The 19730-nt window shown below is 42.6% G+C and carries 18 protein-coding genes; 7 read left to right on the forward strand and 11 right to left on the reverse strand.

Features of this window, described 5'->3' with window-relative positions:
• Positions 1-5: 5 nt before the first annotated feature.
• The 5 genes from fkpB to murJ all read right to left on the reverse strand — a co-directional run bounded on the left by fkpB (position 6) and on the right by murJ (position 6524).
• On the reverse strand, positions 6-440 hold the full coding sequence (gene fkpB / locus LP316_RS00165; protein ID WP_193022109.1) for an FKBP-type peptidyl-prolyl cis-trans isomerase: 435 nt from the start codon (positions 438-440) through the stop codon (positions 6-8).
• Positions 441-455: 15 nt separating this feature from the next.
• Positions 456-956 carry a signal peptidase II gene (gene lspA, locus LP316_RS00170; RefSeq protein WP_193022110.1) on the reverse strand — a complete coding sequence of 167 codons (501 nt, stop codon included), beginning with the start codon at positions 954-956 and terminating at the stop codon, positions 456-458.
• A gap of 9 nt (positions 957-965) precedes the next feature.
• Positions 966-3803 (reverse strand): isoleucine--tRNA ligase, encoded by a 2838-nt coding sequence (ileS, locus tag LP316_RS00175; protein ID WP_193022111.1) that lies wholly within the window; start codon positions 3801-3803, stop codon positions 966-968.
• Positions 3804-3824: 21 nt separating this feature from the next.
• The gene (gene ribF / locus LP316_RS00180; RefSeq protein WP_193022112.1) at positions 3825-4754 is read right to left on the reverse strand and encodes a bifunctional riboflavin kinase/FAD synthetase; all 930 of its coding nucleotides are present in this window, start codon (positions 4752-4754) and stop codon (positions 3825-3827) included.
• Between the two features lie 171 nt (positions 4755-4925).
• Positions 4926-6524 carry a murein biosynthesis integral membrane protein MurJ gene (gene murJ / locus LP316_RS00185; protein ID WP_226960830.1) on the reverse strand — a complete coding sequence of 533 codons (1599 nt, stop codon included), beginning with the start codon at positions 6522-6524 and terminating at the stop codon, positions 4926-4928.
• A gap of 267 nt (positions 6525-6791) precedes the next feature.
• On the opposite strand from murJ, the gene rpsT reads away from it, so the two are divergent.
• Together rpsT and LP316_RS00195 are read left to right on the forward strand one after the other, a co-directional pair.
• Positions 6792-7052, forward strand: a complete 261-nt coding sequence (gene rpsT / locus LP316_RS00190) for a 30S ribosomal protein S20 (protein ID WP_193022114.1) — start codon at positions 6792-6794, stop codon at positions 7050-7052.
• Between the two features lie 148 nt (positions 7053-7200).
• Positions 7201-8856 carry a dipeptidyl-peptidase 3 family protein gene (locus tag LP316_RS00195; RefSeq protein WP_193022115.1) on the forward strand — a complete coding sequence of 552 codons (1656 nt, stop codon included), beginning with the start codon at positions 7201-7203 and terminating at the stop codon, positions 8854-8856.
• Between the two features lie 65 nt (positions 8857-8921).
• Here LP316_RS00195 and LP316_RS00200 read toward each other — a convergent pair whose 3' ends face one another.
• The 5 genes from LP316_RS00200 to folB form a co-directional block, all read right to left on the reverse strand.
• Positions 8922-9770, reverse strand: a complete 849-nt coding sequence (locus LP316_RS00200) for a tetratricopeptide repeat protein (protein WP_193022116.1) — start codon at positions 9768-9770, stop codon at positions 8922-8924.
• Between the two features lie 97 nt (positions 9771-9867).
• On the reverse strand, positions 9868-11025 hold the full coding sequence (locus LP316_RS00205; protein WP_193022117.1) for an acyl-CoA dehydrogenase family protein: 1158 nt from the start codon (positions 11023-11025) through the stop codon (positions 9868-9870).
• Between the two features lie 126 nt (positions 11026-11151).
• Positions 11152-11979, reverse strand: coding sequence for an undecaprenyl-diphosphate phosphatase (locus LP316_RS00210; RefSeq protein WP_193022118.1), 828 nt, complete (start codon positions 11977-11979; stop codon positions 11152-11154).
• A 5-nt stretch (positions 11980-11984) separates the two neighbouring features.
• Positions 11985-12473 (reverse strand): 2-amino-4-hydroxy-6-hydroxymethyldihydropteridine diphosphokinase, encoded by a 489-nt coding sequence (folK, locus tag LP316_RS00215; protein WP_193022119.1) that lies wholly within the window; start codon positions 12471-12473, stop codon positions 11985-11987.
• Positions 12473-12835 (reverse strand): dihydroneopterin aldolase, encoded by a 363-nt coding sequence (gene folB, locus LP316_RS00220; RefSeq protein WP_193022120.1) that lies wholly within the window; start codon positions 12833-12835, stop codon positions 12473-12475. Before folB ends, folK begins: the two co-directional genes overlap by 1 nt.
• A gap of 177 nt (positions 12836-13012) precedes the next feature.
• On the opposite strand from folB, the gene plsY reads away from it, so the two are divergent.
• Positions 13013-13621 carry a glycerol-3-phosphate 1-O-acyltransferase PlsY gene (gene plsY / locus LP316_RS00225; RefSeq protein WP_193023761.1) on the forward strand — a complete coding sequence of 203 codons (609 nt, stop codon included), beginning with the start codon at positions 13013-13015 and terminating at the stop codon, positions 13619-13621.
• 135 nt (positions 13622-13756) lie between these two features.
• Here plsY and tsaD read toward each other — a convergent pair whose 3' ends face one another.
• Positions 13757-14770 carry a tRNA (adenosine(37)-N6)-threonylcarbamoyltransferase complex transferase subunit TsaD gene (gene tsaD / locus LP316_RS00230; RefSeq protein ID WP_193022121.1) on the reverse strand — a complete coding sequence of 338 codons (1014 nt, stop codon included), beginning with the start codon at positions 14768-14770 and terminating at the stop codon, positions 13757-13759.
• Between the two features lie 215 nt (positions 14771-14985).
• Between tsaD and rpsU the strand changes: the two genes are divergently transcribed.
• The 4 genes from rpsU (at position 14986) to rpoD (ending at position 19711) form a co-directional block, all read left to right on the forward strand.
• Positions 14986-15201 (forward strand): 30S ribosomal protein S21, encoded by a 216-nt coding sequence (rpsU, locus tag LP316_RS00235; protein ID WP_193022122.1) that lies wholly within the window; start codon positions 14986-14988, stop codon positions 15199-15201.
• A gap of 33 nt (positions 15202-15234) precedes the next feature.
• Positions 15235-15681: a GatB/YqeY domain-containing protein gene (locus LP316_RS00240; RefSeq protein WP_193022123.1), complete on the forward strand. Its 447-nt coding sequence runs from the start codon at positions 15235-15237 to the stop codon at positions 15679-15681.
• A 162-nt stretch (positions 15682-15843) separates the two neighbouring features.
• Positions 15844-17604 (forward strand): DNA primase, encoded by a 1761-nt coding sequence (dnaG, locus tag LP316_RS00245; RefSeq protein ID WP_193022124.1) that lies wholly within the window; start codon positions 15844-15846, stop codon positions 17602-17604.
• Positions 17605-17830: 226 nt separating this feature from the next.
• Positions 17831-19711, forward strand: a complete 1881-nt coding sequence (gene rpoD / locus LP316_RS00250; RefSeq protein ID WP_264298970.1) for an RNA polymerase sigma factor RpoD — start codon at positions 17831-17833, stop codon at positions 19709-19711.
• Positions 19712-19730: the final 19 nt, after the last annotated feature.

The following is a 19730-nucleotide window of genomic DNA, read 5'->3' on the forward strand; positions in this document are numbered from 1 at the left end:
ATTCACTATTCAACGTCGACGACATCAATAACGAAGGTTACATCTTGCCCTGCCAAAGGGTGGTTAAAATCAACCGTTACCGATGCCCCGCTCACTTCGGTGATCATGCCCGGTAATTCAACGCCACCAGGTTGTTCAAAGGTAATAATATTACCTACTTCCGCTGGCGCGTCACCAGAGAACTTGGTTCTATCCATGTGATAAATATTATCGGGATTTGATTCACCAAAGGCATCTTTAGCAACCAAGGTAAATTCTTTTGATTCACCGGCAGCCAAGCCAATTAATTGCTGCTCAAAAGCAGGCGAAATAGAGCCGTCGCCCATAATAATTTTAGCGGGCTTATTGTTTACCTTTGTGCTATCTGCAGCACTGCCATCAGATAACTTCATCGTAATATGAGCGATGATGGTTGACTGTTGGTTAATTGTTTTACTCATTAAATACTCTCAACACTATGCGTTTTTAGACGACTGTTCTGCACTTTGTTCGCCGAATGAATCAATGATCATCAAGCCGGCACCAATAAAAATCACACTATCGGCAACGTTAAAAGCAGGCCAACGATAATTAATAATGGTGAAATCGAGAAAGTCGATAACATAACCTAGCATTACGCGGTCAATTAAATTGCCCAGTGCACCGCTTAATAGCAGCGCGAAGGCGGCACAAAGCCTTTTGTTACTCGCTGGTGTTTTATATAACCAAAAGGTAAAGACAACACTTGCTATGGTTGCAATACCAGCAAAAAACCACCGCTGCCAGCCTGATTGGTCGGCAAGAAAACTAAATGCCGCCCCGAGGTTATGTACGTATGTGATATTAAAAAACGGTAGGACTTCTATCGATTGATACAAGTCCATATTATTTGCCACATAATGCTTGGTTGCTTGGTCTACCACTAAAAAGATTAGCGTTAGCCAAAGCCATTTCAAACTGCTTGCACTATTTATCATAATGACTGCTTATGCGTATTGACGCACTTCACCTTCGCCATCAACATTGGTTACACAGCGGCCACAGAGGGTTTCGTGACCTTGGTGAGTACCAACATCTTCAGTGATGTGCCAACAGCGATCACATTTAGTTCCTTGGGCAGGTGCAACCGTTAACCACAAACCTTCAACCTCGGTTTGCGTTGCTTGGGCTGGTTTGTCAGCTAGCGCAACAACCTGAGCACCTGATGTGATTAACACGAAACGCAACTCGTCACCCAGTTTTGCTAACTGGTTAGCTAACTCGTCATTGGTATATAAAGTAACGCTTGTTTCTAAGGCTTTACCGACGACTTTTTCTTTACGGGCTAACTCTAGCGCTTTGTTTACTTCGGCACGTACTTTTAGCAATTGTGCCCAGTACTCATTATTTAGCTCAGCGTCTGCAGGCATAGCAGTTAAGCCATCAAACCACACATCGGTAAACACGAATTCATCGCGCTCGCCTTGCGCTGGTGCTGGTAATGCCGTCCAAATTTCTTGTGCGGTAAACGATAAAATTGGCGCCATCCAACGCGTCATCGCTTCGGCAATCAAGTACATCGCCGTTTGACAAGAGCGACGTGCCACTGAGCTGTCTTTGGCTGTGTATTGTCTATCTTTGATAATGTCTAAGTAGAAACCACCTAATTCATTAGTACAGAAGTTCATTAACTTGTGAACAACCAAGTGGAACTCGTACTCGTCATAAGCATTAACGATTTCTGCTTGTAATTGCGCTGCTTTACCAACAACCCAACGATCAAGCGCAACCATCTCATCAAACGCTACTGAATCCGTTTTTGGATCAAAACCGTTGATATTCGCTAATAAGAAACGTGAAGTATTGCGAATACGACGATAAGCATCGGCTTGGCGTTTGAAAATTTCTTTTGATACGGTAATTTCTTGCGTGTAGTTAACTGATGCAGTCCATAAACGCAGAATATCAGCGCCGTACAAATTAGTAATTTCGCTTGGTGTGATGACATTGCCTAATGACTTAGACATTTTATGGCCTTTTTCATCAACCGTGAAACCATGAGTCAATACTTGGCTATATGGCGCTTTGCCATTCATCGCAACTGAGGTCATCATTGATGACATAAACCAACCGCGGTGTTGATCTGAGCCTTCTAAGTATAAATCAGCACGAGAATCGAATTCTTCACGCGCATCAACCACTGAGTAGTGAGTGGTTCCTGAATCAAACCATACATCTAATGTGTCTGGTACTTTAATGTATTGCTGCGCATCATCACCAATAAGCTCTTGTGGCTCTAAATCAAACCAAGCTTGAATACCTGATTTTTCGACGCGTTGTGCAACTTCTTCAATCAGTTCAACACTGCGCGGATGAAGTGCACCAGTATCCTTATCGATAAATAAGGCAATGGGTACGCCCCAAGTGCGCTGACGTGAAATACACCAGTCAGGGCGACCTTCGACCATAGATTCGATACGTGATTCGCCCCACTCTGGGATCCACTGTGTCTTTTTAATTTCAGCTAGTGAATCTTTGCGAAGATTATTTTGATCCATGCTGATAAACCACTGTGGTGTTGCACGGAAAATAATTGGCGTTTTATGGCGCCAGCAATGCGGGTAAGAGTGCTCATAAGCGTGGTGGTGCATCAACGCACCGCGCTCTTTTAATAACTCAACAATACCGTCGTTTGCTTTAAATACGTGTTGGCCTTCAACAAATGCTGTGCCTTCTAAAAAGACACCGTTAGCGCCAACGGGGTTATAAATTTCTAAATCGTATTGTTTACTGACGTTAAAATCGTCAACACCGTGACCACCAGCGGTGTGAACACAACCGGTACCTGAGTCAGTCGTTACGTGCTCACCACAAATAACAGGCACAGTAATGTCGTTAAATGGATGTTGTACTTCGACTCTATCAAGCTCGCTACCTTTAGCAAAACCTAAGGCGTGGTATTTGTTAATACCAAAACGATCCATACAGTCTTTAACTAAATCAGTCGCTAAAATTAAACGGCCTTTGCCTTGTTCGCTTTCGTATTGCACCAGTGAATATTCAACGTTTGGATGAACTGATACCGCGCGGTTCGCAGGCAATGTCCACGGTGTAGTTGTCCAAATAACAATTGCGATTTGACCTTCGCCCGGATGTCCTTCTGGAATCGAGAATTTTCCAGCAACGCTTTCGTCAACTAGGTTAAACTTAACATCGATAGCAGGTGAAACTTTGTCTTTGTATTCGACTTCAGCTTCCGCTAACGCGCTGCCACAGTCAGTACACCAATGCACCGGCTTGAAGCCTTGCTGCAAGTGACCATTTTCTGCAATTTTACCTAATGAACGGATAATATTAGCTTCGGTTTCAAAATTCATCGTTAGGTATGGGTTTTCCCAATCACCGAACACACCTAAGCGTTTGAAGTCTTCACGCTGACCATCAACCTGCTTAATTGCGTACTCACGACATTTTTCACGAAATACCGCAGCAGAAACTTTATGGCCTGGTTTACCCACTTTTTTCTCAACCATCAACTCGATTGGCAAGCCGTGACAGTCCCAACCAGGTACGTAAGGCGAGTCAAAATCAGATAATGTTTTTGCTTTAACAATCACGTCTTTTAAAATTTTGTTTACCGCGTGGCCTAAGTGGATATTGCCGTTAGCGTACGGAGGGCCATCATGTAAAATGAACGACTTTTTACCTTTTTTCGCTGCACGAATTTTGCTGTAAAGACCTCTTTCATTCCAGTCTTTGAGCATGTTAGGTTCACGATTTGCCATATTCCCTTTCATCGGGAACGGTGTATCTGGCAAATTAAGCGTATGTTTATAATCAGTCATTTACTTTAATATCCGTTGTTATTAGACAAGCGCTGAAACAAAGTCTTTTGCTTGCTCACTATCAATTTTAATCTGCTGTGTTAAGGCGTCTAATGAATCAAACTTGCGCTCGGCGCGCAGCTTTTTCAACATGATCACCTCAATGTGTTGGCCATATATCATTTGGTTGAAATCAAAGATATGCACCTCGAGTTGCTGTCTAACACCTGCTAGTGTCGGTCGACAGCCGATGTTGGCAACACCAAAATATTCTTGTTCATTGTGTTTTACTCTCACTGCATATACTCCTGAAACGGGAGATACCCTGCGCTTGAGTGACACGTTTGCGGTCGGAAAGCCAAACTTCCGACCATTTTTTTCACCGTGAAATACTTTGCCTGAGATAGCGTAATCACGGCCAAGCATGCGAGCAGCTTCTGCTAGATGATCTTGCTCTAATGCTTGGCGAATTGCCGTAGAGCTAATACGGCAGTCTTCTAATTTAAAACTTGCGGTATCTGTAACACTAAAACCTAAACGCTCACCGTACACCTTGAGCATGTTGAAGTCGCCTTGACGCTGCTTACCAAAGCGAAAATCATCACCGATAATGAGGTGCTTAACGCCTAAGCGCTTTACCAACAACTCCTCAATAAAGGTTTGTGCCGTTTGGCTAGCAAACGCTTTGCTAAAGCTAACACACATTAGTCGCTCGACACCTAACTCAGCCAGATAGCGATACTTATCTCGCAATCGCGTTAACCTCGCAGGGGCTTTGTCACCGGCGAATAACTCTTGCGGTTGTGGCTCAAACACCATCACCGTAGGTACGGCATTGTGTTGCTTAGCTTTTTCAATTAAGGCCTCGATCACCCGTTGATGACCCAAATGCACACCATCGAAGTTACCGATGGTTAATACACAACCATGATCTTCAGGTTGAATATTATTAATACCTCTTATTAATTGCATTTAACTCAAAAACCTTAATTTACTATTTTAACTGGCTGCGAAAACCTTTAGAAACTGGCATTTTTCGCCCAGCACGTGTGTTACATCATAAAAACTGACGAATTATATATCAGTCAATCTTAAGAATCAGCACTTGCAAGCAAATTCAGACAATTAATTTTGGCATTTTTTCTAATTATCATTCGCGAGTTGGACATTGCTCGTCACCTTAAAGTGGCTTACTCGAATACCGAGAACAATAATCATGGCAAAATAACAAAGTACACCAACACCAATGTAAAAGGTTAGTTGACCAATTCTGTCGACAAAACTCAAGACTAACCATTGTTCAAAAGACGGTGATAAAGCATATACCACCGCCCCCATAGTCACGGCACTGACGACCATTTTCAGCATTAACGCCACAGAGGTTGAAGAGAGTTGATAAACGCCTTGAGTTTTCAAGCCGCGATAGAGTAAATAAGCGTTTAACGTAGCAGAAAGCGTTGTTGCTAAGGCTAAACCGACATAGCCGTAAAAAGGCGCTAACGCTAAGTTAAAGGCCATATTAGCCACCATCGCAATAACGCCTATTTTGACTGGTGTTTTAGTATCTTGGCGTGAATAATACCCCGGTGCGAGGATCTTGATGAACATAAAACTCAGCAAGCCAGAAAGGTACGCAAAGAGTGCCATAGATACTTGCATCACATCGTATTCGGTAAATTCGCCACGCATAAATAACACCATGATAATAGGCTGGGCCATCACCATTAATCCTGCCAAGGCTGGTAAGCCAAATAAGCAAATAACTCGAATTCCCCAATCGAGGGTATCGGAGAACTCTTGTGCATTTTTACGCGCTGCTAGCCCTGATAAACTCGGTAGAATAACCGTCGCAATACCGATGCCAAATAGCCCAAGTGGAAACTCTAATAACCTATCGGCATAATACAGCCAGCTAATCGAACCGGTGACCAGAAAACTGGCAATCACAGTATCGAGTAATAAATTAATTTGCGTTACCGACACACCAAACAAGGCTGGCACAATTAACTTGCGAATTTTAACAACACCTGGCTCGTTCCATGCCCATTTAGGTTTCACCAAAACGCCGGCGCGATAGAGGAAAGGAATTTGAAAGAGCAATTGTAAAACGCCGCCTAAAAACACACCCCATGCCAGGGCATATGCTGGCTCTTCAAAATATGGTGACAAGAAAATAGCACAGCTGATCACGGCAACATTGAGTAATACCGGCGTAAATGCCGAGGCACCAAACTTACCTAACGTATTGAGTACTGAGCCAGCTAATGCGACAAAACTGACAAACCACAGATAGGGAAACGTGATTTTTAACAGTGAATTGGCCAACTCAAATTTATCAGCGTGAGGGCCGCCATTGAGCCAATCTAGAAACCAACCAAAACCAAAAATAGCAACGATAACGGGCGATGCGATGACCCCGACTAAGGTAACGATCGTGACGATTGTGCCTAAAGTCCCCGATACCTGAGCAATCAGCTTTTTGGTGTGAACTTTATCTAAGCCCTCTTTTTCATCGAGTGCTTCAGCTTCACTTAATACTGGGACAAAGGCCTGAGCAAAAGCGCCCTCAGCAAATAGTCGGCGCAGGAAATTAGGAATTTTATTGGCGAATAAGAACACGTCAGCTGCGGCACTCGCTCCCATGATGTAAGCGATAACACTGTCTCGAACAAGACCTAGCACACGTGAAATCAGTGTCATAAAGCTGACGATAAAACCTGATTTAATTAACTTTTTACTCAAGGAAACTGTCTCAGAAAATTGACTACTGCGCATTAACGCAAAAAATGAATACTGCGCATAACGCGAAAAATGATTCATTATGCCTGTAAAAACTTACCAGAAACAATAGAAAACTTATTGCTTGCTCGGTAGAACGCTTTATAATACGGCACCAGGTGATTCAGGCGATAAATTAATCGTTAAAAGATTTGACATTCGCCACAAAAACAGGCATATTTCGTCGCCTTAAATTTAGGCTATATTTTTTATTATTTTTAGGAGTTCACCTTGGCTAACTCAAAGCAAGCTAAGAAGCGCGCGGTACAATCTGAAAAGCGCCGTCAACACAATGCAAGCCGTCGTTCAATGATGCGCACTTTAGTTAAAAAAGTAATCGCTGCAATTGAAGCCGGTGACAAAGAACTTGCAACTAAAGAACTTGCAGCAGCAACACCGATCTTAGATCGTTACGCAACTAAAGGTCTTATTCACAAAAACAAAGCTGCTCGTAGCAAGAGCCGTTTAAACGCTGCTATCCAAGCACTTTAATCTTTTTTGTTTTTATAAAATTTCAAAAAGCCGGCTTCTGCCGGTTTTTTTATCTCTGTTTAAAAGTGTTATTGTGAAGCTACAACACTTGAAGTTCTCGTGATAATTTTCTAGTCTCTACCCGTTAAACCCTTCGGAAAACGATAAAATGAAATTAAATAAAATTGCCGCCATGCTGATTGTGGCAGGCACCGCATTAACTGGCTGCGGTCAAGCAGACAACGCAGCGCAAAAAGCGCAGTATCAAATTGTTCCTGAGTACCAAAACCGTTTAGATATCTACGAACCGGTCACACTATCGGCGGATTTATCGCATTTAACGGATAATCAAAAGCAATTAATTAGCTTACTTATTGAAGCTTCTGACATCATGGACGACCTTTTCTGGCAACAAGCCTTCGGTCAAGACAAAGACAGCTTTTTAGCAGGTATTGCTGATGAGAAATTACGTCAGTTTGCTGCGATTAACTATGGTCCTTGGGATCGTTTAAATGGCGATAAACCTTTTTTGAAAGGTTTCAAAGCTAAGTCAGCAGGCGCTGAATTTTACCCACACGATATGACCAAAAAAGAGTTTGAGTCAGCTCAGTTTGACGATAAAGACGGCTTATATTCTCTCGTTCGTCGCGATCACGAAGGTCAGTTATCAACAATTGCATACTCAGAAGCTTATAGTGACGAAATCAATCGCGCCGCCGCTATTTTAGAAAAAGCCGCAGGTTTTGCAGAAGATGAAGAATTTGCCAACTATTTGAAAATGCGTGCAACAGCCATGCGCACAGACGACTATCAAGCGTCAGATTTTGCTTGGATGGACATGAAAAACAACATGATTGATGTTGTTATTGGGCCAATCGAAACCTACGAAGATCAGCTATATGGTTACCGTGCTGGTTTCGAATCTTATGTCCTAATTAAAGACTTAGCGTGGAGTGAAAAACTCGCCAAATACGCAGCGTTTTTACCTGAACTACAAAAAGAATTACCCGTCAACAAAAAGTATAAAGCTGAAGTACCTGGCTCTGATGCTGACTTAAACGCTTACGATGTTGTTTACTATGCAGGCCACTCAAATGCCGGCGGAAAAACAATCGCGATTAACCTACCAAACGACGAAGAAGTCCAGCTAGCTAAAGGTACCCGTCGCCTACAGCTAAAAAATGCAATGCAAGCAAAGTTTGATAGCATAATGAAGCCCATTGCGGCAACTTTAATAGCGCCAGAGCAACGTGAAAATGTGACCTTCACCGCCTTTTTCGCTAATACGATGTTCCACGAAGTAGCACATGGTTTAGGTATTAAAAATACCATTAATGGCAAAGGCACTGTCCGTCAGTCATTAAAAGAGCACGCTTCAGCTCTAGAAGAAGGTAAAGCAGATATTTTAGGCCTTTACATGGTGCGTCAGCTTTTAGCTAAAGGCGCCATTACAGAAGGTCAATTAGAAGATTACTACACTACTTTCATGGCGGGAATTTTCCGTTCGGTGCGCTTTGGTGCTAGCTCGGCACACGGCAAAGCCAACATGGTTCGCTTTAACTACTTCCAAGAGCACGGTGCATTTAGCCGCTCAGAAGATGGTTTGTACAGCGTAAATATGGAAAAGATGACGCAGGCAATCGATTCACTATCTGAGTTAATTTTAACCTTACAAGGTAATGGCGATTACGATGGCGTTGCTAAGTTGGTTGAAGAATCAGGTATGATCAAAGCCGATTTAGCTGCAGACTTAGCTCGTTTAGAAGCAGCTAACATCCCAGTTGATATTACCTTCAAGCAAGGTAAGAAAGTATTAGGACTGTAGGGCTAAAAGCTGTAACGCTAGAGCGCTATAAGACCATCAAGCCTTATAGCGTTCCAGCCTTTATTTTAATACATCAACGTATAAAGTTTTCGCCTAAACTTGGTGGTTAATGGATCGCCATCTGGCAGAGCATTCATCACATCAAGTAGTTTTTTCTTTGATTCTGCGTCATCGCGCACGCTTTGTACCCGTCTAAATAATAAATTCAATGCGTCCTCATGACGATTTGCCTGACTGTACTGCGCCGCTAATTGATGCATGAGCTCAACATCCTCTGGTGATTGCACCAATGCCTGTTCAAGCGCTTTAAGCTCAGGTGAATCGGATGCTTCTAACGCCAACTCCAGTTTAGAGACAAGCGCCTGATAGGTCGCATCTTGATCAACCATTTTAACGGTTTCCAATAGCGCCTTGGCATCGTCTAATTTACCAATCAATATGCAAGCTTCAATTAACACAAACTTAATATCTGCGCGATCAACATCTAATTCATATGCCTGCTTAGCTAAAGTAAAAGCTTGGTTAGCATCTTGGTTAGCTAGTGCGTCTTGCGCTTGTTGCAAAAGACCATCTTGCGGTTTAGGTAAATGTTTATCTAAAAACGCTTGAATGGTCTGATCGGTTTGTGGCCCAGCAATACCGTCAATAGGTTGGCCGTCTTTGATAATAACCGCGGTAGGCAGGCCTTGAATGCCAAATTGAGCGGCAATTTGTTGCTGACTCTGACAGTCGATTTCCGTCATCAGCAAACTCTCGCTAAAAGCGGCTGTTGCTTGTTCTAATTTAGCTTTTAACTCAACACTTTCTGGTACTTGTTCTGCCCAAAATGCCACTAGCACAAGCTTGGCTTTAGACTCTTCTAAAATAACCTGTTGGAAATTTTCTAGGGTGATAGGTAAAGCGGGTTTGATCATTGCACACTCAAGTTTTCAAATAATATTGATTATTATTTGGGGGCAATGCCTGATTTCACAAGCATTAGCCCCAATTTTTTTAAACTATGGGTTGAGGTTAAGCGATTTCTCTGAGTAACTCGCGGGCAATAATTATGCGTTGAACTTCACTCGTACCTTCGTAAATCGAGGTGATCCTAACATCTCTTGCCATGCGCTCAACTGGGTACTCTTTAATATAACCTGCTCCACCGAGCATCTGAAGCGCGTCATAACAAGCAATATTGGCTTTCTCAGACGCAAACAGCTTAGCCATAGACGCCGCTTTAGAGAAGTTTTTACCCGCATCTTTATCACACGCGGCTTGCATCAGTAGTAAACGAGCCGCTTCTAGATCTGTGTAGCGATCTGCCATCATCCACTGCAACCCTTGGAAGTTAGATAATGGCTGACCAAACTGCTCGCGCTCAGTGATAAATTGACGAGCATAATCCATCGCTGCCATGCCAATGCCCAGTGCCAAAGAGCCGACACCAATACGACCACCCGCTAATTCACCAACGGCAATAGCAAATCCTTTATTTTCCTGGCCCATTAAGTTACTGGCAGGAATACGACAATTATCAAAGTGCACTTCTGTAGTGTGCGAAGCTTTTTGTCCCATTTTGTCTTCAAGCTTGCCAATGTTTAAGCCTGGCGTATTTGCTTCGACTAAGAAACAAGAAATCCCCTTACCTTTTGGTGCGCTCGGATCGGTTACCGCCCACACCACAAATACACCAGCGTATGTCCCCGAAGTAATGTAAATTTTACTGCCATTAAGGATGTATTCATCGCCATCTTTAATCGCAGTTGCTTTCATGCCTGCCGGATCTGATCCCGCACTTGGCTCCGTTAAACAAAAACCGCCAGCTTTGTATTCTCCACTGCATATTTTAGTTAAGTGTTTTTCTTTTTGCTCTTCCGTACCGACGGCTTGAATAACTTCTGCTACCATATTCGTTACCGAAGTCGTAACGGCTGTTGAAGCACAAGCTTTAGCCAATTCAGTGATAACTAGGCTAAAAGCGACAGTACCAGATTCAACACCACCATATTCTGCCTTAACATTCATCCCCATAAAGCCCAACTCAGCCAGTTGAGTTAAGTTAGCTAAAAATTGATCGTGCTTCTTACCTTCGTCTAATGACGCAGCAATTGGCGCAAGCTCAGTTTCAGCAAACTTCTTGGCCATATCTTGGATCATCAATTGTTCTTCTGTTAATGAAAAATCCATTATTGTTCTCTACCTGTTGTCTTGTATTGGCTCAGTATCTCATGCTCGAGTGATGTTTTCAGGCTTCAGAAAGCAAAAACGCACCAATTGGTGCGCTTATTTTGTTTCGTTATTTGTACACTTAATTTATTGGTAAACAAACCATAGTAACACGCCACCTAAAGCAAGGCGGTAAATAACAAATGGCATCATACCGATTTTGTTCACCAAGATTAAAAAGTAGTGAATACACGCATACGCACTAATAAAGGCGACAATTGCCCCCATCCCCATTGCGCTCCAGTCGACCGCTTCATTACCCATAATAAGCTTTAGTGTCATATAACCACCGGCCATAGCTATCGCAGGAATTGACATTAAAAATGAAAATCTAGCGGCATTTTCACGACTTAAGCCAAGCATTAAACCCGCGGTCATGGTAATACCTGAACGCGATGTGCCCGGAATAATAGCAAGGGCTTGAGCAAAACCAATGATCATCGCTTTTTTGAAGGTGAACTCTTCTAATGGGACATTTTGTTGCGCTTTAATATCAACAAAACCCAATAATAAACCGAATACAATCGTGGTAATCGCGATCACTAATGCCGAGCGAAGATTGGCATCAATAAAATCAGCGCCTAAATAGCCAAAAGCACCGGCGGGGATCGTGGCAAAAATAATCCACCATGCCAGCCGACCATTGAGTTTCTCTTCAGCTGTTAATCGTGCATCATCTTCTTTATTTGGCGTTAGCGTTGCGTACCATGCAACTAAAATGTCACGGATTTCCTTGCGAAAATACAAACAAACAGCCACTAATGAGCCAACGTGAACCGCGACATCAAAGCCCATCCCTTGATCAACCCAGCCGAGTAGTTGTGAGGGCAATATAAGGTGCGCTGAGCTCGATATAGGTAAGAACTCTGTTAAGCCTTGGATTAATGCTAATAAAAATACTTCTAAAGTGGTCATAAAACTTATTGCCAATTAAGTGGCACTTTCCTTAGTTGTTGTGTTGTTTTGTCGTAGCCTTGCCAAAGTTGTTGGTAACTTTGCTTGAGCACTGGGTGTATTTCATCTGGCGCGAGTTCGGCGAGAGGCCAAAGAACAAAAGCATTTTTGGTTATTTCATCTCGTGGCAATTGAACGGGCTGTTCGACGACAAGATCATCGTAAAGCAGTAGGTCAAGATCAAGCGTTCTAGGGCTGTTTTTAATCGCATTGAAATCTCTACCATGGGCATATTCTATATCGCGCAACTTTTTGGCAAGCACATCAAGCGGTAAGTGAGTACTCGCACCTATAACCATATTATAAAAAACTGGACCGTCAAAACCAATCGACTCGCTTTCAAATAACGATGATAAAGTCAACGCACCAAAGGTCTTTTTAAGCGCCTCCAACCCCTTAATCAGATTGATTTCTTTATCAATGTTAGAGCCGATAGAAATATAAATCTGTGCCATTATGTAATTGAAGCCATTGTTCTTTCTATTTCTACCCCGACACTTTGTGCGTTGTGAACCGCATGAGGTTTGTGTAGCTTCATGCGCAACCATTCAATACCGTATTTATGCATTAAATGTTCAGCGGTGCGGTGCGCTAAGGTTTCTAATAAGTCGACGGGATTTTCATTAGCAAAGCGCTCAATTTCTATTGAAATTCCTGCGTAATCTAAGGTTTTATCCAACTCATCATTTTCCGCTGCTGGCTTAATATACCAACCGAGTTCAAGATCAAACACTAATGTTTGCTTGATTTCCTTTTCCCACTGATAAAAACCTATGGTTGTTTGAATTGATAACCCTGAAATAAAAACTTTATCCATTTACCCTTCTCAATACCGTTTTATGTACGGTTAATAGATTATCTTATTAGATATCACGAAAAATTTGCATCAGTTTACCATCAAGCCCTAGAAAAACTAGTGCAGGTAAGGATAGAATGACCAAGAGATTAGCAAACCACTATATTTGGCTAAGGGAGAGATAGACTTTATATGTTACTGATAACGATTATTATGTCTGTCCTCGCCTATTTACTCGCTTCGATCTCTAGTGCCATTCTGATCTGCCAAATGCTCAACCTACCTGATCCAAGAACGACAGGTTCAGAAAACCCAGGCGCGACCAACGTACTGCGAATAAGCAATAAGCCGACTGCAGCCATGGTGCTACTGTTTGATGTCCTTAAAGGAACAATCCCTGTATGGAGCGGTTACTTTATCGGATTAGAGCCGGTTTACCTCGGCGTGATCGCTGTTGCCGCGTGTTTGGGGCATATGTACCCGATATTTTTTGATTTCAAAGGTGGTAAAGCGGTAGCTACGGCCTTTGGTGTGCTATTACCCATTGGCTACGATTTAGCAGGCTTGCTAATTTTGACATGGTTCTTTGTTGTTAAACAAACCCGTTATTCAAGTTTAGCCGCTATTGTCACAGTAACACTCGCTCCGATTTATACCTATTTACTCAAGCCCATATATGTCTACCCTGTGTTAATGATTTCTGGCCTGATTATCTTTCGCCACAAAAGTAACATTATTAGGTTGATAAAAGGCACAGAGCCGAAAGTCGATAAATCACCAAAAGACGATGATTTAGGCGCAGGTTAAAGTGTAAGCAAGTAGGAAAGTTGGAAGGTAGGAAGGTAGGAAAGTTGGAAAGTATTAAAACCTTTAAACCTTCCTACATTTAAACCTTTGAACCTTTGAACCTTTGAACCTTTAAACCTTTAAACCTTCCTACATTTAAACCGGTGGTAAGGTATCTAATGGCCAACGCGGCGTTGCTTTAAAGGTTAAATCGGCAAACACACCGGCTTTTAAACGTTGCATACCTGCATAAGCGATCATGGCACCGTTATCGGTGCAAAACTCTGGTCGCGGATAAAACACTTTACCGCCAAGTTTAGCGGTCATCTGATCAAGCTTTTCACGAAGCGAAGTATTCGCACTTACACCGCCGGCTATAACTAATCGATTTAAACCACACTGTGTAAGTGCTCGCTTACACTTTATCGCTAATGTATCAACAACAGCCTCTTGGAATGCATAGGCAATATCAGCTTTGGTTTGTTCTGTTTGCTCTTCCTTAGCGATGGTATTGGCAGCGAAGGTTTTTAAGCCAGAAAAACTAAAATCAAGGCCGGGCCTGTCAGTCATCGGACGTGGAAATTTAAACCGCCCCGGTGTACCGTTTTGTGCCATTTTAGCAAGCACTGGACCGCCAGGGTAATCCAGACCTAGCAGTTTAGCCGTTTTGTCAAACGCTTCGCCTGCTGCATCATCAACCGATTCACCGAGTAGCTCATATTCACCAATACCATCAACCCGCACTAACATGGTATGGCCGCCTGAAACCAGCAAAGCGACAAACGGAAACTCTGGCACATCATCTTCTAACATCGGCGCTAGTAAATGCCCTTCCATATGATGAACAGGTACCGCAGGTAAATCCCAACCATAGGCTAAGCTGCGGCCAATAGAACAGCCGACTAATAACGCACCAACTAAACCCGGACCAGCTGTATAAGCTACGCCATCGAGATCTTTTGATGTTAAACCAGCTTCAGCCAACACTTCTTTAACAAGCGGAATAGTTTTGCGAACGTGATCACGCGATGCTAGTTCAGGTACAACACCACCATAATCGGCGTGTACTTTGATTTGACTATACAAGCGATGAGACAAAATGCCCTGCTCTTCGTCGTAAATAGCAATACCAGTTTCGTCACATGAAGTTTCGATACCCAAAATTCGCATTAACGTTGACCTTATAAGCTTGATTAACTCTTGATTGAGGCGGATTTTACCTGTGTTAAGACAATTTAACCAGAATAAAGATGAATTAACTTTACACAGCCAGAATAACGGAATAGAATGTGCCACCCATTTTTGATAGAGCGGGTGAGTATCAGGTTAACTAACCGAAGATAGTCGCCGAATTATATAGATATATTTCTAAGGTAGAAGGCAACATGCCAGTAATTAAAGTAAGAGAAAACGAACCATTTGACGTAGCATTACGTCGTTTCAAACGTTCATGTGAAAAAGCAGGTATTCTTTCAGAAGTACGCCGTCGCGAGTCATATGAAAAACCAACTTGGGAACGCAAGCGCAAGAAAGCAGCAGCTGTTAAGCGCCATGCTAAGAAAGTTTCAAGAGAAAACGCACGTCGCGTTCGTATGTACTAATTCACCTTAGTAATATAACGTTGAGAATTGCAGATGTCTCTGCTAGATAAGCTCAAAGACGAAATGAAAGTCGCTATGCGTGCCAAAGACAAAGACCGTCTTGGCGTTATTCGCATGGCGATTTCTGCTATTAAGCAGGCTGAAATCGATAACAAAACCGAACTTGATGATAACGGCATTATTGGCGTGTTAACCAAAATGGTTAAACAACGCAAAGACTCAATTGCTATGTATCTTGATGGTGGTCGTGAAGAACTGGCAGCAAAAGAAGCTGCTGAAGTGAAAGCACTAGAAGATTTCTTACCACAACCTTTAACTGATGACGAAATCGCCACAATGATTTCTGATGCAATTGCACAATCTGGCGCTGCCTCTATGGCAGACATGGGTAAAGTAATGGGTATACTTAAACCAGCAATGCAAGGCAAAGCAGATTTAGGCGCCGTAAGCGGTAAAGTCAGAGCAGCCTTAAACAACTAAGCTTAAATAGTAGAAACTAATTAACATAAAGCCGTATTGCCCAGTGGTAATACGGCTTTATTTTTTCTCACAGATTATTCAAAATTGTGCTCACATGCTCAGATTAAATGTGTAGAATAAGCACACTTTATAGTTTCACATTCAAGGTAAAGATCTTTCTTTATGGCCGGCTTGATCCCACGACAATTTATCGATGACTTATTAGCTAGAACAGATATTGTTGAACTTGTTGATGCTCGTGTGCCACTAAAAAAAGCTGGCAAAAACTACCAAGCGTGCTGCCCGTTTCACACAGAAAAATCTCCATCATTTACCGTTAGCCAAGACAAACAGTTCTATCACTGCTTCGGTTGTGGCGCACACGGTAACGCGATTTCTTTTATCATGGAATTTGATCGCCTTGAATTTGTTGACGCGATTGAAGAGTTAGCCGCTTTTCACGCGCTAGATGTACCGCGTGAAGAATCGCACAAATCACCAGAGCAACAGCGTAAGGAAATCCAAGCAGCGCAACAGCGTAAAGACGATTACGAATTAATGGCGCAAATTAGTCGTTTTTATCAACAGCAATTAAAAGTCGCCGAAGATAAAGATGTCGCTATAGATTATTTAAAAGGCCGTGGCTTAACCGGTGAAGTCGTTAAACAATTTGGCATTGGTTATATTTCTGATCAATGGGACGGCATGATGAAAGTCTTTGGACAATCGAAATCAGCAAGCCAACAACTCGTTGATTTAGGTATGGCCATTCAAGGCGATAAACAGCGGCCATACGACCGATTTCGCGGTCGTATCATGTTCCCAATTCGCGATAAACGTGGTCGACACATCGGCTTTGGTGGCCGAGTGTTAGGCGATGGCACACCGAAATACCTCAATTCGCCAGAAACCCGAATTTACCACAAAGGCCATGAGCTTTATGGTTTATACGAAGCCAAACTGGCGAATAAAAACCTCGAAAAACTGGTGGTGGTTGAAGGTTACATGGATGTTGTTGCACTTGCACAGCATGGTGTTGACTACGCAGTCGCCTCATTAGGTACAGCAACAACGTTCGAACAACTACAAACCATGTTTCGAACGGTGAAGGAAGTTATCTGTTGTTACGACGGTGACCGCGCTGGGCGCGATGCCGCTTGGCGCGCGATGGAAAACGCCCTGCCATTAATTCGCGATGGTTACACACTCAAATTTATCTTTTTACCTGATGGAGAAGATCCCGACACTATGGTCAGGGAAAAGGGCAAAGACGCCTTTGAACAACTACTATCACAAGCAACGCCTTTATCTAAGTTTCTATTTGAGCACCTCTTATCACGGGTCGATATCAACTCCTTAGAAGGTAAATCGGCACTTGTCGAAATGTTCCAACCGTATTTTGATAAATTGCCCGAAAGTGTCTTAAAAGATTCGATGATGACTGAGTTAGCCAATAAATTTGGCGCGGGTCACGAAAAACAACTACAGCGCTTAGCAAGCGCAAATCAATCACCGGCACAACAAGTCGCGCAACAAAAACCGACGAAAGCAACCCCTACTCGCTTAGCAATTGCCATACTACTTGAACAGCCAAGCTTAGCGAGCAAGATGCCAAACCCGCATTTGTTATCGCATATCAATATGCCGGGTATTCCACTGCTTAATGAAATGATCCATTTAGCGATTGAACGCCCACAAATGACTAGCGCACAATTGATCGAATACTTTCGAGGCCGTCCAGAAGAACAACAATTGGCTAAGCTAGCCTGTTGGCAACACGGCGTAATGAGCGAAAACGCCGAAGAATTTTTTCTAGATACCGTAGAAAAATTATTTAATAGCTTTATTGAACAGCGTACCGAAGCGCTCCTCCAAAAAGCCCGAATTGGCGAAATAAACTTACAAGAAAAACAAGAACTTCAGGCTTTACTTAATCAAGGTTAATGCTAAGCTATAACGCATAACAAGAATAAATAAATCGCCATCTTTTCTAATATCAACGATAATTAAAAAAGTTATTGTACTTATTGATACTTTGGGTTGTTTTTTTCAAACACGCCCCAATATCTGTGAGCAAGAGATATTGCCGTCAGTTTTTTAATTGAGCAACAGTTAAACACTGGCATTTTTATAGTCAGCTAACTATAATATACGGCTTTATTTGTTCTCAATTTGCAGCCAACAAGGTGGACACTCGTCAATGGATCAAGCCCCACAATCTAGACTTAAAGAGTTAATTACCAAAGGTAAAGAACAAGGTTATTTAACTTTTTCTGAAGTTAACGATCACCTGCCACAAGACATTATTGACTCAGATCAGGTTGAAGATATCATCCGTATGATCAACGACATGGGTATTCAAGTATTTGAAAATGCACCGGATACCGACACGTTAATGATGTCAGAAGCAAACACTGATGAAGACGCTGCAGAAGCAGCGGCACAAGCATTAGCAACCGTAGAAAGCGAAATTGGTCGCACGACTGACCCAGTGCGTATGTACATGCGTGAAATGGGAACCGTGGAACTTCTTACCCGCAAAGGCGAAATTGTTATCGCTAAGCGTATCGAAGAAGGTATCAAAGAAGTTCAACGCAGTGTTGCAGAGTACCCACCAGCAATCAACTTCTTACTTGAGCAATGGGATAACTTCGAAGCAGAAGAAGGCCGTTTAAGCGATATTATCGTAGGCTTTTTAGATCCAGATGCAGAAGAAGATGATGTAGCAGCTGCAGCCACTCACATTGGTTCAGAACTGTCAGACGAAGAGTTAGAGGACGAAGATTCAGATTTAGAATCAGACGATGACTCTGAAGACGAAGAAGCTGAAGACACCGGCCCAGACCCAGAAGTCGCACGTGAAAAGTTCACGCTATTACGTGAAAAGTATGAAGCGGCTAACAAAATCATTTCAGACAAAGGCCGTGATCATGCTGACGCACAAACAGCAATAGATGAACTAGCCGACGTTTTTAAAGAATTCCGCATTGTGCCAAAAGTGTTTGATCGCTTAGTGAAAAACATGCGTGAAGTGATGGACCGTTTACGTGTTCAAGAACGCTTAATCATGAAGCACTGTGTGGTTGGCGCAGGTATGCCAAAAGCAACCTTTATCAAAGTTTTCCCTGGCAATGAAACCAGCTTAGCATGGTTTGAAGCACAAAAAGCCTCGGGCGAACCTTATGCTAAAAAATTATCAGATGTTGAATTAGACGTAGAGCGTTGCGTACAAAAACTTTCAATGTTAGAAAAAGAAACTTTCTTAAATGTACACGGTATTAAAGACATTAACCGTCGTATGTCGATTGGTGAAGCAAAAGCCCGCCGTGCGAAGAAAGAAATGGTTGAAGCGAACTTACGTCTAGTAATTTCAATTGCCAAAAAATACACCAATCGTGGTTTGCAATTCTTGGACTTAATCCAAGAAGGTAACATCGGCTTAATGAAAGCGGTAGATAAGTTCGAATACCGCCGTGGTTACAAGTTCTCAACTTACGCAACATGGTGGATTCGCCAAGCGATCACCCGTTCAATTGCCGACCAAGCACGTACTATTCGTATCCCAGTACACATGATTGAGACGATTAACAAGCTTAACCGTATCTCTCGTCAAATGTTACAGGAAATGGGTCGTGAACCAACGCCTGAAGAATTAGCAGAGCGCATGGTAATGCCGGAAGATAAAATCCGTAAGGTATTGAAAATTGCTAAAGAGCCGATCTCAATGGAAACGCCAATTGGTGACGATGAAGATTCGCACTTAGGTGATTTCATTCAAGATGAAAGCGGTGAATTACCTGTTGATTCAGCGACATCTGAAAACCTTAAAAACGCTACTCACGAAGTATTAGCTGGCTTAACAGCTCGTGAAGCCAAAGTATTGCGCATGCGCTTTGGTATCGATATGAATACGGACCACACGTTAGAAGAAGTGGGTAAGCAGTTTGACGTTACCCGTGAGCGTATTCGTCAAATAGAAGCTAAAGCGTTGCGTAAATTACGCCACCCTTCTCGCTCAGAGCAACTTAAGAGCTTCCTAGATGGTGAGTAAGCAATAAGCTTTTTAAAGT

Source organism: Thalassotalea sp. LPB0316 (genome assembly GCF_014898095.1).
In the GTDB taxonomy this organism is placed as follows: domain Bacteria; phylum Pseudomonadota; class Gammaproteobacteria; order Enterobacterales; family Alteromonadaceae; genus Thalassotalea_G.